We start from the raw sequence: 14,815 nt of genomic DNA, 5'->3' as shown, positions 1-14,815 counted from the left end.
ATATGGAGGAGACGTAGTATTTTCAGGGAAAATCAGAAGGCGTTCGATAGCCTTTTCTGTGACCATGATGCACGTCGACGCTGATACCACCGAAGCGGTTGGTTACAGTTTCGAAGCTTACAAAATTGAAACAGACATAGCCGAAGACCAGCAATGGCTTATCGTTATGGATTTCAGACATCACGACGAAGAGAAGATAGTCTCGCCTGAGATGCCTTCATACAGTGCGAAATTCAGCACATCAAATTTTGAGTTCGACAAAAAATATTACCTTTACGCGGATAAAAAACCTACAGCCAAATTTTTTCAAAAACCTGAAAAATTAAAAAAACTCGCTGAAAGAAAATTAAGAGCCGCCGTGGCCGGCGGCGGAAAACTGACCCTTTATTTTAACAGGCCAATAGTGTGGAAATATTCGTCGTTTAAAAAAGTCGAGGAGTTGATAAGATTATGCCTGGAACTTGAATGACTCAAGCGTTTAAAATGATTGTGACAATAAGAGGCACCAGAACAGTCAATACAATTCCGCTGAAAACGGCAATTATGGCGTAATCTTTGCCGGAAAATTTTGTGATGACCGGCAGTGTAGTGTCCATTGCAGTCGCTCCTCCTGATGCAATCGGAGCGATTTTACCGAAAAATTTAACGAGCAGTGGAGCAGTCAAAAGCGTTATTATTTCCCTGGAAACATTTGATATCAAAGCCACAACACCGAGAGTTTCGCCGCTGATCCTGCTTATGAAGACGCTCGATAAGCTGTAATATCCGAATCCGGCTCCCACGGCCAGAGATTCTTTAAGGGTAATGTCTTTCAGGATCAAAGAAACAGCCGTTACGCCTGCAAAGGTGCCGAAAATAACGGTCAGAGGCACCATAACTATTTTCAGATTCAGTTTTTTAAGGATTTTCCAGGAATTCTTGTCGGCGCCTGTTCCTACGCCAACCAAAAACATCAAAGCGCTGAGAGCATATATGCTGAAATCGTTTTCAATAAAAACTTCGGGAAGCATCTCGTAAAAACCGAACATTGTCCCCAGCACGAAAAAAGCCGTTATAATCAGCGATTTAATCATTATTATCTTTGAAAATGATTTTGAAGATCAAAAAAGAAGATATCACACTGCCTGAGACGGCGCCGATCGCCAGAGATATTGCCCGGATTCCGATTGAGCCAAGATTGGAGACTATTGTTTCGTTTTTGCCCACTGAAATCCCCAACAGGAAAAGAAGTACATAGACAGAGGCACCGGAAGCGAGATCGAAAAATTTAACCGTCTTTTGTTTTTTCCTGATCAGGAATCCGGCGGCAATACCGATTGCCATCATCGCCAATATATTAAGCATGGAAGTGTCTTATTCGGAAATTGATCCCAGTTTTATGAGCCATGGGTCGGAATGCCTGCTTTCCGGAATATATGTATTGCCGGCGATAATGCATCCGCCGTCATGAGTCAGATCTATGGAATATCCGGAATCTTCGTTGGTCTCTCCGAAATACTTTGACCACAGCAAATTGCCCGATGCATCTGTCTTCAGGAGCCAAACGTCTTTCCCTCCGGCTCCGAACGAATCGGTGTATCCGATGACAATAAAATCGCCGTCTGAAACCTGCTCAACTTCAATCCCGACGTCCCATTTCTCTCCGCCGAATGATTTTGACCACTCAACTTCGCCGTATCCGTCTGTTTTGACCAACCAGATATCAGAAAAGCCGCCCGGAGCCGATCTGGTGACTCCTGTGACAATGAATCCTCCGTCTTGGGTCTGTTTGGCGTGATAAAAATGATCATATTCGCATTCGCCGTATGTCTTTGACCAGACTATTTCTCCCGATGCGTCCACCCTTATCAGCCAGCCATCGGAGTCGCATGTGTCGAAATATACTGGCATGCTTTGATCCGGACCGTGGCAGCCCTGTTCTTCCTGCTCTTTTTTGACCGTATCTGTCATGACTCTTATAATCTCAGCTGAATCGTCGCCGAAAGATTCAGTGCTTCCAGCTATGATTAATCCGCCGTCAGATGTAGCGTTAATCGAATATGCAAGATCGGAAGCGTAACCACCAAATGTTTTTGTCCAAAGAGTGTCACCTTCTTTGTCAGTTCTTATCAGCCAAATGTCGTCCCATCCTCCGCCGAAGTTATCCGTAAATCCTATTACTACAAAACCTCCGTCACTGACCTGCAATATGGAAACTCCGAAATCGTCAAGGACTTCTCCGTATGTTTTGGACCAAAGCAGCTCTCCTGAAGCGTCTGTTCTAACAATAAAAATATCGTGTGAATGGCTGACCCCGGTAAATGTCCTGCCGATCATTATATATCCGCCATCACTCGTCTGAAGTGAGTGCTCGCAGACATCGTCCTGCGGTCCTCCGAAAGTTCTCGCCCAAATTTCGTTTCCGTATGCGTCTGTTTTTATCAGCCAGTAATCATTATTACTGCCTGTTTCAGAGCCTGTGACGCCTGATGCGACAAATCCGCCGTCAGCAGTCTGATGAATGCACGTAATTTTACCGTCGTAAAAATTTCCGTATGTCTTATTCCATGTAATTTCCGGCGGAGCGAGTGAAACGATGTCACGAAAAAAAACAAACAGGGAAAAAGTGAACATCAAAAAGATAATTATGTAAAATTCGAGTTTCATACCGGCCTCCGTTTTGTTTTTCCTAACAGTATATTTGTACATCAGTTTTCAGTACAATTATAAATCGGTACAGATTGGTAACATAGACCCAATAAGAAAATTCCAAAAATAGTCTTGGAATTACAGAATAATTATAAAATGACTAATTTGTTTTAGAATACTGCAAATGAATGTAAATAAAAATCCGAATACGTAATTTATATTGTTTTTGTCCTGAGATTGAGTGCGTTATTTCAGCGAGTAATCAAAATGCACATTTCCGCAGAGATAGAGTTCGTCATTATTCCGCCATAAGCAGACCGATGCTCCTTTTGAATCCGACCATGAAATTATCTGGGCCAGCTTCTGCTGATCGCGCACGTGAACCGTGAAATACTGAAAACCCGCTGTTTTCTGTGTCCATTCGAGATTGCGGAGCACTATTTCATATAATTCGGCTTTATTTCCATTTATTAGTTTCGTCGAACCCCAAGGGCCTTTATATCCTTCGAAACTTGACTTGATACTTTCTACGGATTGATCGGGTACAAACGACAGTGCGTTGTTGAACAAAGTATCTGCTGCTTCTTTGGGAGAAGAAGTTTGAATGTCAAAAAAATAATCGAGCATACACACTCCTTATTTCAAATAATCAACAAAATAACTTAATTATAATCAATTATAACACAAAAATTGTGGGGCGGCTCCCTTAAAGCGTTAAAAATTATTCTATTTTGAGAAATTACGATTTGGTAAAAACAGTCAGGTTTTTTTACTTGTGCAGAATAAATTCCCACTCTTTCCAAATCAGTCTTTTTTTAAAATTAAAAATATCAATCGATCTTTCTCCCGTTTCTTTCACGAGTACGGCGACAATTTGATTGCATTCTCCGTCTATAAATGTGTTTTCACACTCGAATTTTGTGTCTTTTTCCTTATAGTTGGATATTATTCTGTCCATGTAATTGTCTCTTCCGCGTATCAAAACTCCTTCTGAATCGTTGAAAACAGTCCATTCTACATCGGGGTGGAGGAATTTGCGGAATAAGTTCCAGTCTCTTATGTTCTCGGCTTCAAAAAAAACCTTCAAAAGATCTAAGTTGCTTGTGAATTTCAAAGTATAATAGATTCCCCGATTGTTAAAATTCGCGCTTCGACATCGGATTCGCTTTCAAGTTTTTCTTTGAACATATTGGGGTCGTTTTTGCCCATATCGTGAATGGGAACAGCTATTTTAGGAGATATTTGCAAGGCTGCCTGAACCGCTTCGTCGACGTCCATAGTGTACATCCCGTCAATTGGGAAAAACGCGACGTCGATATCGCTAAGCTCTTTCATCTCCGGGATAAAACCCGTGTCGCCGGGATGATAAATTTTCTTTGATCCGATCGACACGACGTATCCTATACCTGAATCCTTTTTGTGAAATTTTTTAACGGAGCTTCCTTTGGGCGGGTTGTAGGCTTGAATTGTATTTATCCGGAAATCTCCGGCGGAAAATTCCTCGACTGCTTTCATTATCTTTAATTGACTCCCAATCTCTTTTTTGCATTTTTTGGGTCCGATTAATATTGTATCTTTGCCTTTTAGATGATCTACTGTCATTTTATTACAATGATCCCGGTGTTCATGGGTAAAAAGAATAAGGTCAGCCATTTCCAGTTTTTCAGGCAGACCGTCAGTTTCATCGGGCCACTTCGACAGTATTATTTTTAACGGGTGGTTTTCGTAATATGTATTGATGAATGAGGGATCGATATAAATAACTGACTCCTCGCTCTTGATCTGTACCCACGCAGGCGGAAACCATTTTACCTCAATCATGAATACTCCTTACAGAACTCTTTTTAATCTTTAGGGTTAAGAGTACGGGTAGATTTTAAAACTGAAGAGCTTGGAGTGTCAAAAAAAAAATTATATATCAGAAAAATCATATTAAGCAGATAATGTATATATTCAGAAAGCATGGAATTGAATTAATGATTAAATTATAAAATATTTGAATCTGATAACATCCGTTTCGACAGAAACTCAGAAAGCTTGACAATGAATATTATCGATGTTAAAGTTCGCGAAACTCCGAGTTTTCAGTGCTAAAGCAAGGGTTGCCAAGCCTGCAAACCGACAGGGTGGGATTGGAAACGGTTCTGCCTTCCATACTTGAAAAGGAGAAAAAAATGAGCAAAGCAAGAATCTGTAAAGAACCCCCATAGTCCTCAGCTCATAGACAGTGATTTCGACATAACCCGGACGGATTAAAACCGCGCCTGTTCATTAATGACGTACGCGTTTTTGAATTATTAATATCAAAATATGTATCGGAGAAGTCTATGAAAGTTTCGGATATTCTGCAGAAATATTCAAAATCAAGAGAAAATCTTCTGAGTATTCTTCATGATTTACAAAACGCATGTAAAGACAAATGTCTCAAAATGGAAGACCTTATTGATGTTGCGGAGCATATCGGCGTACCCTGCGGTCAAGTCTACGGGATTGCCTCTTTTTATTCCATGTTCAGCTTCAAACCGAGAGGTAAATACATAATAAGAATATGCGGTTCACCTTCATGTGATCTCATGGGATCCACTCAAATTTCAAAAGAGATAAAAAAAATCCTGGGTATTGCATGGGGAGAGACGACAGAAGACGGATTATTCACTCTTGAAAAATCGTCATGTCTCGGTTTGTGCGAAATGGCTCCTGCCCTGATGATAAACGGAAAGCCTCACGGGAATCTCACGCCGAAAAAGATTTCGGAGATTATTTCAGGCATGAAAGAAAAAATCGAAAGAAAATCGTCTTTTGTCGAAAAAGGCATACATGACTGCAAAATTGGTCGAAAAAACATACTACTTGAAAAATGTTTTCCTCAAAAAGTAGCTGTCGGTGAGAATGATTCGGCTAAGTTCGAAGCTCTGGAAAAAATATTCACTGAAAAAATCAGTCCCGAAAAAATATTATCGGAGCTGAAAGAATCAGGATTGAGAGGGAGAGGAGGAGCGGGATTTCCGGCATATTTGAAATGGGAAAGCGCAAAAAACTATCCTTCAAAAGAAAAATACATAATATGTAATGCCGATGAAGGCGAACCGGGAACGTCAAAAGACAGGATATTGATGGAGAACAATCCCCGGCAAATACTTGAAGCAATGATAATTGCGGGATACGTTGTCGGCGCAAGCAGGGGATATGTTTACGTCAGGGGAGAATACGAACATTCTTTTGAAAAGCTTGTCAATGCGGCAGGAAAAGCACGCGAAAGAAACTATCTCGGAAAAAATATATTAGGCTCGGGTTTTGATTTTGATATGGAAATGCGAAAAGGAGCCGGAGCTTATGTCTGCGGAGACGAGACAGCGCTTCTTGAATCGATAGAAGGTAAAAGAGGAAATCCCAGAATCAAACCGCCTTTTCCGACAGAATACGGACTTTGGGAAAATCCCGCTTTAATAAACAACGTCGAGACTTTTTTCAACATTCCGGAAATAGTTCTATACGGGGGGAAATGGTTCAGAACCCTGGGGACCGAAAAATCCAGCGGAACCAAACTTTTCACTGTATCCGGAAAAGTCCAAAAACCGTGCGTGACCGAAGCTGAAATGGGAACTACTCTGAAAAAAATTATAGAACACGCAGGCGGAATGAAAGATGAAATGAAATTCAAATCAGCGCTCGTCGGTGGTGCTTCCGGGACTTATTTGACAAAAAAGCAATTGAATGTGAGTTTGGATTTTGAAAGCCTCAAAGAAATCGGCGCCGTTCTCGGTTCGGGTTCTGTTCTCGTTATAGATGAAGAATCCTCGATACTGACAAACCTCAGAGCAGTCCTTGAATTTTTCCTCCACGAATCCTGCGGACAATGCAGTCCTTGCAGAATCGGAACGCGTCAGCTCGTTGAACTTTTGGAAACATTCGAGACAGAAAATGAATTGAATGAAATGATAGATATATGCGAGCTAATGAAGAGCATGTCTTTATGTCCTCTCGGCCAGTCTCTATTAAATCCGGTAAAAAGTGCGGTCCAAAACTTCAGTAAAGAGTTAGTGAGAGAAAAGAAACTCCGGAAATCAGTGGAGGTGGAAAATGTCTGAACTGATAAAACTGATAATAGACAACAAAGAAATAATATCTGAAAAAGGAAAAACTATACTCGAAACGGCGAAAAATGCCGGCATCTATGTGCCGACTCTTTGTTATCACGAAGATTTGAAACCTTCGGGATCGTGCGGTTTGTGTGTTGTCGAAATTGAAGGTCAACAAGTCCCGAAAAGAGCCTGCTGTACACTCGCTGAAGATGGAATGAATATTACGACGAACTCCAAGAAGTTGAGAGGCATGAGAAAATCACTGCTCGAACTCATTTTGTCAGATCACGACGTTTCCTGTCCTTCCTGTTCGGCCAACGGCAAATGCGAACTTCAAACTCTATCAGAACTTTTAGGTGCTGATACGAATAAATACGCAAAAATCCAGTCCAATGAGGACTTGGACGAATCAAGCGTTTCGGTAATAAGAGATCCAAAAAAATGTATACAATGCGGCAGATGCGTTACTGTCTGCAACGAAATTCAAACGGTGAGCGCGATACATTTTGTGGAAAGAGGATTTGGAGTCAACGTCAACACGTTTTTCAAAAAGGGATTGGGGGAGAGTACATGTGTAAATTGCGGCCAGTGCGCTGCTGTCTGCCCCACAGGAGCGATAAGAGAATCAATTGAAATCGAGGAGGTTTGGAATTCAATATTCGATCCGGACAAAACAGTAATAGTACAGGAGGCTCCGTCGGTTAGAGTTTCAATCGCCGAAGAATTCGGTATGGAGCCGGGACAAGCAACACCGGGAAAGATGTATGCCGCTTTAAAGAAAATCGGTTTCGATTATGTATTCGATACCAATTTCACAGCCGATCTGACTATTCTCGAGGAAGGATCTGAACTCGTAAAAAGAATAAAAGAAGGCGGCTCTCTTCCTCTGATAACCTCCTGTTCTCCGGGTTGGATAAAATTCATGGAGACTTTTTTTCCTGATTATGCTCAACACATATCTACGTGCAAATCTCCCCAGCAGATGTTCGGAGCGCTTTCCAAAACTTATTTTGCAAAAGAGTACGGAATTGACCCTTCAAAAATAGTAAGCGTTTCGATCATGCCATGCACGGCAAAAAAATTTGAGGCTAAAAGACCTGAAATGCGCGACTCAGGATTTCAAGACGTCGACTACGTCCTGACTACAAGAGAATTCGTTAAAATGATACGGGAGGCCGGTATAGATTTTAAAAATATTAAACCTGCCGAAGCTGATGATTTGATGGGTCAGTATACAGGTGCTGGGACGATTTTCGGCGCCACCGGAGGGGTTATGGAAGCGGCCATTAGATCGGCGTGGTATCTTCTTACCGGGGAAAACATGAAAGACCTCGATATAAAACCTGTCAGAGGTCAGGAGGGAATAAAAGAAGCGTCCCTCAAAATTCCTACGAGGGATTTCGGAGAATTGAACATAAAGGTCGCAGTGGCACATGGACTCGGCAATGCGCGTCAGCTTCTTGAAAAAATCCGCGAACAGTTAATGAACACCGGTAAAAGCGAATATGCATTCATCGAGATAATGGCCTGTCCAGGCGGGTGTGTTGGAGGCGGAGGACAACCTCTGGGGAGTACAATGGCGAAAAAAGCGCGAAGAGGAGAAGGACTTTACGCCGAAGATCGGAGCATGGCAAAAAGACAGTCTCACGAAAATCCCGCAGTGATGAGCCCGAAAGGCATATACGCGAAATTTCTCGGCGAACCCCTGGGCGAGTTATCACACAAACTTCTGCACACGAGTTACTGGCAGCGCTGTACAATCGACGGATCCTGCGAAAAGGAGATATCTCACAAACATTAGGTTTGACTCACAAAGATTTTATATTAAGGATAATGATCTACAAACAGTAATTGAAACAATCGAAGGGTGGAATTAAGAAGGACAAGATATTAAAAAACCAGAATCAGATGTATTCAATCTTCAATATTCAACTTTAAACAATCCGTGATGCACTTTAGCCCATTCGATCGTGTTTACTATTTCTTTTGTAAAAGGCGTTAAATATTTTCCTGTCATTTTATTTTTTTTCATATACTCATCAAATCTTTTTATAACCATTGCCGGTTTGGCCTTGGCCCATTTCTGATGAGTATCGTATCCCATTTTATAAAATATGACGGGTCTTATTGCTTCTAATTTTCCTCCCATTCTGAAAAAATCGCAGATTTTTATGTATTCGTTCATCTGGTCCAGCTTTATCTTCAAATCTTTTGCCAGATCCTTTCTCTTGGTTTTTTTAAAATAGCCTGACAGAAACGAGATCTGGTCCTCAATTCCGTAGTCGCAAAACTTTTTAAGATCCTCCTTGTTTTCTCTGAGCAGTGGAATAGCTGACAACTCAGTTCTCTGGGGCATCCACATGTTCAAGTCATGAGAGAGGATTTTGAGAATCTTTTCGTTGAGTTTGTTCAGGATTGCGAACTTTCTCATCTTCGAAGGAGTTCGGACTGCTTCGTGCAGTGCGCAGAAGTCCTTTGTTCCGTTTGAGGCTATCCTGTCGCAGGCTTTTTTCAGATCAGGCATATGTTCAGTTCTGCCCCAGTAGATTATTCCCAGCGAAGTGGATTTACCGGGTTCGTATTCGATTTCTTTGTTGAGGAAAGAGTAGAATTCATCCAAGGATTTCAGGTCTCGGTTGTAAGCTTTCATCAGTGCTTCCATATTCCGGTCCTCCTGTTTGACAGCGAAATCCAGAGCTAAAAACAGTATTTTAAAACAGAGGAGCGGGGGAGTCAAACGATGATCTATGCTTCTAGAAGCGCAGACCTGCATAGGAATACTTTTGGTTCGTCGACAAATACAAATCCGCTGTTCTTGAACATGTCCAGAGATTTTCTGAAATCCTTTTTTGACACGTGAAAAAAAGGCTCACAGAGCAGAATTCTCCCATACTTGTTCAGAATTGATTTTACCTCTTTTATCAGTCCTGCCGGATCTGCAGATTCATGGAGCATCCAGAACATCAGGACGAAATCGACCTTTTCGTTCAGACCTATCCTGTCATCCGGACATTTGTATGGGCAAATCATTCCTTCGAATTCCGACCCGGATATTTTTTCCCTGAGTTTTTCGAGCATTCCTTCCTGAATATCGGCGGCAATGACTTTTCCTGTTTTTCCCACTATCTTTGCCATTTCCAAGGTGAAAAATCCAGGTCCGCAGCCCAGGTCAAGCGCGGTCATACCTGTCCCCAGGTACGGCCAGAGAATTCTTTTGGGATTATGAACAAGTTTCCGTAAGTTTGTGTCCAGAGCTCCGGCATGATCTACAGAGTACACTCTCCTGTCCGCATTTTCCATAATTTCTCCTGTTGATTTTTCCTTACACAATAAAGACGGAAACCAGCGGTAGATTATTGTAAGTATTTTTATTCTTTTTTCGCGTTCATTCGGGTCAATTCGTGGGGTAATCTTCTTTATTACTTTTTATTAGTGTCTATTCGCGTAACGATATTTTGAATCTTAACTTCGTGGTTGATATATTTTTTTCTTCTTCGCGTTCATTCGCGTCAATTCGTGGTTAAATCTTCTTTATTACTTTTTAAACCTTCGTGAAGAAAAAATGTATTCATTTTTTCTTTCGTGGTGGATATCTTTTCTTCTTCATTAACGCGACGATATTTTCATCTACGATGAAAAATCGGATTCGTGGATAAATTTTCTTTATTACTTTTCATTAGTGTCTATTCGCGTTCATTCGCGGTTCAATCTTATTTTTCTTTTACATTAGTGTCAATTCGTGGTTATCTTCTCCCCACCGGACACACACTGAAGCATATACCGCAGAGACTTACCTCTTTATTTATCCTTTCCCCTGATATCTTTCTCGCGTAATCCCTGCACTTGAACGCGTCATAGAACTCCTCTCTTTCCACCCCTTTTTTCCAAGTCATTCCCGTCGAAGCACCGACCGGGCATTTTTTGACGCACAAACAACAATTATCACACATACTCTTTTCTATAGGCACGCCTGTTTCTGATATTTTCTTGTCGGTCAAAACGCTAGCCATCCTGATTCTGGGGCCGAACCTTTTCGATATTAAAAGATCCGTTCTGCCGATCCACCCGAGACCTGCCCTCGTTGCGACCATTTTGTGTGACAGCGTATACTTTAGAGTTTTACTGAAATTTTTATCCAGATCGCTTTCGTCGAGCGTAGCCTTTATCGGCACCGCTTCTATTCCGTTGTTATTTAAAAGGTTCGCGATTTGGCCGGCCGCAAAATTTAATTCCTCATTGACTTCATTGTAATGATCGAAGTATTCCTCTGTCGGTCCGTTTACAATCCCGTCTATTATCTTGTCGTCGAGTTTCCTCATTATGGATATTCCATATCTGTAATTATTCCATATGGGATCCAGCAATCCCTCCAAATCCGCATACCCAACTTCAAATTTCTCAACATTGCAGATCTGCATGATTTTTTCGACCAAAAAATTTTGCATTTTGTTATATTCTTTTGTGCAATATATTTTAAGATAATCTTTTCATTCTACCAATGAATTACATCAAAATGAAAATTATTAAAATGGGGAAATTATTTGTTTCATAATAGCTGTTATTCGGATTTTTGGAGAACGATCAGATCTCCGTCCCATTCCGGGATATAAAGTTTTTCATTGAAATATTCTAAACTGCATATTTTTTGTAAATTAATTTTCAGCGGATTTTTTTCATTTGGATTGTTTCTTTTTCCTGATATTGCATTTGGATTGCCTGCGATTGACATAATTATATTAGCCTTCCTGTCTATCATCCTTAATACATGATTTTGTGTGTCACCTATGTAAATATTATTAGATTCGTCTATTGACAAAGACCATGGGCCATCAAAATACTCTTCCGGATTTCCTCCAAATGTCGCGTATCTGGGGTCGTTATTATCGCCTGAATAACCGGGTTCGCCAGTTCCCGCGATCAATTTTACCAAACGCCTTTTTTTATCGATCATGCGGAGCGAATAATTTTTGCTGTCGAGGACATATATGTTTCCGTCAGCCCCTTTTCTGATGTCGTAGATCCAGTTAAATTCTACTGTTTCAAAGGGCGTGTCATTTTTACTGAATCCGGGTTTTCCACTGCCAAGAATTTCAATTAAATTGCCTTCTTTATCAAAACGAAACACTTTGCAACCTGTAACGTCATTTATCCAAATGTCTCCGTCAAAATCAACAATACAGTTACCAGCGCTTTCAATCCCCGATTTTCTACAATCAATCAGTTTTGTTACAGTCTTTGAGAGAGGATTAATTCTGTGAATGGCGTTTTGCTCTGAAATCAGGATTGATGCGTCTTTTTGATCCGTAATGTAATGGGGATTAAGAATATCCAGATGATAATGGTGTTCTGTATTTGATGGAAAATATTTTCCTGCAGTCCAGAAGAAATGCCCGTCGTCGGCCATGTGACCGACCCAATTACTTTCGTAGTCGAAATAGAATTTTGAACCGTTTTGTCCAAAGAAGACGAAAGAATAGCCGTCTTTATAGTATTCACCTTTTTCGAAGTTGATTATTTTTTCGATTTCCCACATAGTTTTCACTTACATGATAATAAAACCGATACATTAAGACGTCAAATGTCGTAAAGCGGGGGCTCAATCGCTTGTAAAAACTGTAAAATTGGGGGACAGGGTATAGGTCTGTCGTATATTACAGGAAAAAATCCCCTTTGACCACAGACCTCTTCTGAAAGTGGCGATTTGCCGGTTCAAAAGCTCTTTTAACATTGGATCCGAGCTGTTCGGTATCTCGGTGCTGGTTTCAATTTGACGGGACTCAAAGAATCTGTCGAGAGCGGCAAAACACATACCGCTATTTTCATGTTTTTTACCCCGGAAAAAAATGGTATTTAAATCCTTTAAGTGACTGTGACCAATGAATAAATTTCGGAATAAACTCATTTTTATTTGTAGTAATAGTACCAATTACTTTGAAAATTCTTGTCGAAATTTTCCTTGCTGTCCAGGTCTATTGAAAAGTTTTCGCGCTTGAAATATCCGAATTCGTCGTATCGGGTAAGGAGCTCATAATACTTGTCCTTCCATTTTTTTACAGATTCTGTGTTGGTATATTTTTTTACATGTTCGTCGGTGAAGAGAAAAAATGTAACTCTTGAAAATGAACGCGAGATTTCCCATAAATCCTTATTGTCAATCCGTCTTTTAAGTTCTTCAATTTTTTCCTGTGGAATGTTTTCGTTGGCTTCAGCCATTGCTATCGGTCTAAAAGCGCTCGTATATACCAGAACATTATCAGTTGAATATTTTACCGTTTCCGGATTGTTTAAATCAACGATTAATCCAGTGTTTTCAAGTGTCTGCCTGAACTTGTCGGCGATTCTTTTCTGCTTAATGCTGTCGTAGTTGGAAAATCTGCCGTTCTCGTGAAAACTGTCCGCTTCTTCGGTGCATTCAAAGAATATGCCGAGTCTCGGTCTCGTTCCATCGTCTATAGTGTCGAAAAAAATATTTATTGTTTTAACACAAAAGTTATCGTCAATCCACTTGGCGAGTGACTTGAATTCAGGTTTGATTTCCTTCCTGCCGAGCATTATCAGCTTTGTCTCCCTGTATTCTTTGTCAGTGTGTATTATCATACTTTGTTCAGTGTGTTAAAGACTTATTATCGCGAATCAAAAAAAACTTATCTGTCATACACAACAGGGAAAAATCCGCGCAAAGGTTTCAAATAAGTAGAAGAATAAACGATGTCTATGTTGTCGTTTTCAGGTTTCAAGTTTGCGCTGAGATTTTGAGAAATTTTCGGATGATTCGGATCATAGACCTGAATGAAGGTTCGACCGTCTTTCTCCTCGTAATGATAAGCAACCACCAGGTGATTGTCCTTAGGATTTCCCTTACAACCTCTCGTGCTGATCAGACATATGGTGATTGGAACACCGTTGTCGAGATGCTTTCTGATTGCCGGCCATTCGCTTTTTGTCCGGTGCTCAATGTCATTCATTCTGTTCCGAAGATTTGTAGCAGGATAATTCTGCCATAGCATCACTTTCCACCAAACTCCATTTTTTGCCGCTCCGATTTGTCTTGCCACAATTTCCTTAAATAGTGGATCAGGAAGAGCCGGAATGTCCGTACGCGTCTCTGTTTTCTTTGCTTTAAAGAATCTGTCGAGAGCTGCAAAGCACATACCGCCACAAAGTCCAAAGCAGAAGGACACTTTGGCAAAACTGCCGAGTCCAAGGTCTGTCGTCGTGATTTTAAAACGATTTTCAAAACTGAATCCGTGAACCTGGGGTGTAAATTGAGTTTTGTGAATATTCATAAAAAATTTTGAAGTGTTTTTAAGATATTAAAAAATTGATCGTCAATATTATGCTTCATTGTTAACGGCTCAATAATTACTCACCGGGATTGCACATCCTTGAGAAATTATATTGGATTGTCAAATGTGTATTTTTAATCTGCAGCAATCTGCTCCGTTGATTATTGTCTGTATAAGCTCGACTTTGACCTTTTTTTGCAGAATCTCTTCAAAAAGTTTCTTAAACCATCCTGTTGAGCAATAACAGTAGATCAACGGAAATTTTCTCTTTGTATGTTTGACGCTTCCACAGTAGCATTTGTCGTATGTTACATCAATTACAGTTCCGTTCAAGGTCAGATGTCCGCCGCCTATGTCGTTAGTATTTAACTCGTCAAGGAAAGATTCCATGGATGTGTTTTTTTCGTATATCTGCTTGGCGGTTTGCAATAATGAATCCTCTATGCATTCCATGCCGCATTTTTCCATAACAGTTTTCAGATTGTCAGTGCCGATCTTTTCTTCAATTTTGGACATGGCCTCGTATAAAAAATCAGCTTTCTGTTTTGGAGAATTTTTGCTTTTGAATGCGTTGATTTTTACACAGCGACAGGAACTGCCCGTGATTTCCTTATAGGATCTGTTAAAACGATCTGTGTCGAATGGCATCAGTCACTCCGTTTTCTAAATTTGATTTTCAAACCGTGTATTTCTTTTCAATTTTCATAAATCCTTTTTAAATACAATCCTATTGTCACTAGTGTCCTAATAAAATCATTATAAATTGAAGAGATTCATTTGTCCACAAGGGTCTCTGGCATTTAGGGGATTGTCGGGATT

The 14,815-nt window shown here is 40.5% G+C and carries 16 protein-coding genes and 1 riboswitch; of the genes, 3 read left to right on the top strand and 13 right to left on the bottom strand.

Features of this window, described 5'->3' with window-relative positions; translation table 11 throughout:
• Positions 1-469, top strand: a 469-nt coding sequence (locus JXL83_10235) for a hypothetical protein (protein ID MBN2364494.1), incomplete at its 5' end; no start/stop codon positions are given.
• Between the two features lies 1 nt (position 470).
• Here the strand turns inward: JXL83_10235 and JXL83_10230 are convergent.
• The 6 genes from JXL83_10230 to JXL83_10205 form a co-directional block, all read right to left on the bottom strand.
• Positions 471-1,073, bottom strand: coding sequence for a lysine exporter LysO family protein (locus tag JXL83_10230; GenBank protein MBN2364493.1), 603 nt, complete (start codon positions 1,071-1,073; stop codon positions 471-473).
• Positions 1,066-1,344, bottom strand: a complete 279-nt coding sequence (locus JXL83_10225) for a LysO family transporter (GenBank protein ID MBN2364492.1) — start codon at positions 1,342-1,344, stop codon at positions 1,066-1,068. Before JXL83_10225 ends, JXL83_10230 begins: the two co-directional genes overlap by 8 nt.
• Positions 1,345-1,353: 9 nt before the next feature.
• Positions 1,354-2,646 carry a hypothetical protein gene (locus JXL83_10220; protein MBN2364491.1) on the bottom strand — a complete coding sequence of 431 codons (1,293 nt, stop codon included), beginning with the start codon at positions 2,644-2,646 and terminating at the stop codon, positions 1,354-1,356.
• A gap of 228 nt (positions 2,647-2,874) precedes the next feature.
• Positions 2,875-3,255: a hypothetical protein gene (locus tag JXL83_10215; protein MBN2364490.1), complete on the bottom strand. Its 381-nt coding sequence runs from the start codon at positions 3,253-3,255 to the stop codon at positions 2,875-2,877.
• 142 nt (positions 3,256-3,397) lie between these two features.
• Positions 3,398-3,742 carry a nuclear transport factor 2 family protein gene (locus JXL83_10210; GenBank protein ID MBN2364489.1) on the bottom strand — a complete coding sequence of 115 codons (345 nt, stop codon included), beginning with the start codon at positions 3,740-3,742 and terminating at the stop codon, positions 3,398-3,400.
• Positions 3,739-4,449, bottom strand: coding sequence for an MBL fold metallo-hydrolase (locus tag JXL83_10205; GenBank protein ID MBN2364488.1), 711 nt, complete (start codon positions 4,447-4,449; stop codon positions 3,739-3,741). The genes JXL83_10210 and JXL83_10205 overlap by 4 nt, the downstream gene beginning before the upstream one ends.
• A gap of 241 nt (positions 4,450-4,690) precedes the next feature.
• Positions 4,691-4,812: riboswitch (molybdenum cofactor riboswitch) on the top strand.
• 143 nt (positions 4,813-4,955) lie between these two features.
• Here JXL83_10205 and JXL83_10200 point away from each other — a divergent pair.
• Both JXL83_10200 and JXL83_10195 read left to right on the top strand, forming a co-directional pair.
• Positions 4,956-6,716 (top strand): NAD(P)H-dependent oxidoreductase subunit E, encoded by a 1,761-nt coding sequence (locus tag JXL83_10200; GenBank protein MBN2364487.1) that lies wholly within the window; start codon positions 4,956-4,958, stop codon positions 6,714-6,716.
• Entirely contained in the window at positions 6,709-8,511 is a 1,803-nt protein-coding gene (locus JXL83_10195) for an iron hydrogenase small subunit (protein MBN2364486.1), read from the top strand. Before JXL83_10200 ends, JXL83_10195 begins: the two co-directional genes overlap by 8 nt.
• 120 nt (positions 8,512-8,631) lie before the next feature.
• On the opposite strand, the gene JXL83_10190 is transcribed toward JXL83_10195, so the two are convergent.
• The 7 genes from JXL83_10190 to JXL83_10160 all read right to left on the bottom strand — a co-directional run bounded on the left by JXL83_10190 (position 8,632) and on the right by JXL83_10160 (position 14,644).
• Complete coding sequence (locus tag JXL83_10190; GenBank protein ID MBN2364485.1) at positions 8,632-9,372, bottom strand: hypothetical protein; 741 nt, start codon at positions 9,370-9,372, stop codon at positions 8,632-8,634.
• 83 nt (positions 9,373-9,455) lie between these two features.
• Positions 9,456-10,010 (bottom strand): class I SAM-dependent methyltransferase, encoded by a 555-nt coding sequence (locus tag JXL83_10185; protein MBN2364484.1) that lies wholly within the window; start codon positions 10,008-10,010, stop codon positions 9,456-9,458.
• Positions 10,011-10,453: 443 nt separating this feature from the next.
• Positions 10,454-11,128, bottom strand: coding sequence for an epoxyqueuosine reductase (locus JXL83_10180; protein ID MBN2364483.1), 675 nt, complete (start codon positions 11,126-11,128; stop codon positions 10,454-10,456).
• A 140-nt stretch (positions 11,129-11,268) separates the two neighbouring features.
• Positions 11,269-12,252, bottom strand: a complete 984-nt coding sequence (locus JXL83_10175) for a hypothetical protein (GenBank protein MBN2364482.1) — start codon at positions 12,250-12,252, stop codon at positions 11,269-11,271.
• Between the two features lie 362 nt (positions 12,253-12,614).
• Positions 12,615-13,307 carry a hypothetical protein gene (locus JXL83_10170; protein MBN2364481.1) on the bottom strand — a complete coding sequence of 231 codons (693 nt, stop codon included), beginning with the start codon at positions 13,305-13,307 and terminating at the stop codon, positions 12,615-12,617.
• Positions 13,308-13,354: 47 nt separating this feature from the next.
• Positions 13,355-13,996: a hypothetical protein gene (locus JXL83_10165; GenBank protein ID MBN2364480.1), complete on the bottom strand. Its 642-nt coding sequence runs from the start codon at positions 13,994-13,996 to the stop codon at positions 13,355-13,357.
• Between the two features lie 120 nt (positions 13,997-14,116).
• Positions 14,117-14,644 (bottom strand): hypothetical protein, encoded by a 528-nt coding sequence (locus JXL83_10160; protein ID MBN2364479.1) that lies wholly within the window; start codon positions 14,642-14,644, stop codon positions 14,117-14,119.
• Between the last annotated feature and the right edge of the window lie 171 nt (positions 14,645-14,815).

The organism is candidate division WOR-3 bacterium (assembly GCA_016934535.1).
GTDB lineage: Bacteria > SDB-A > SDB-A > SDB-A > SDB-A > JAFGIG01.
Note: the sequence above shows the minus strand (reverse complement) of the source record. Positions and strands in the feature narration are given on the sequence as shown.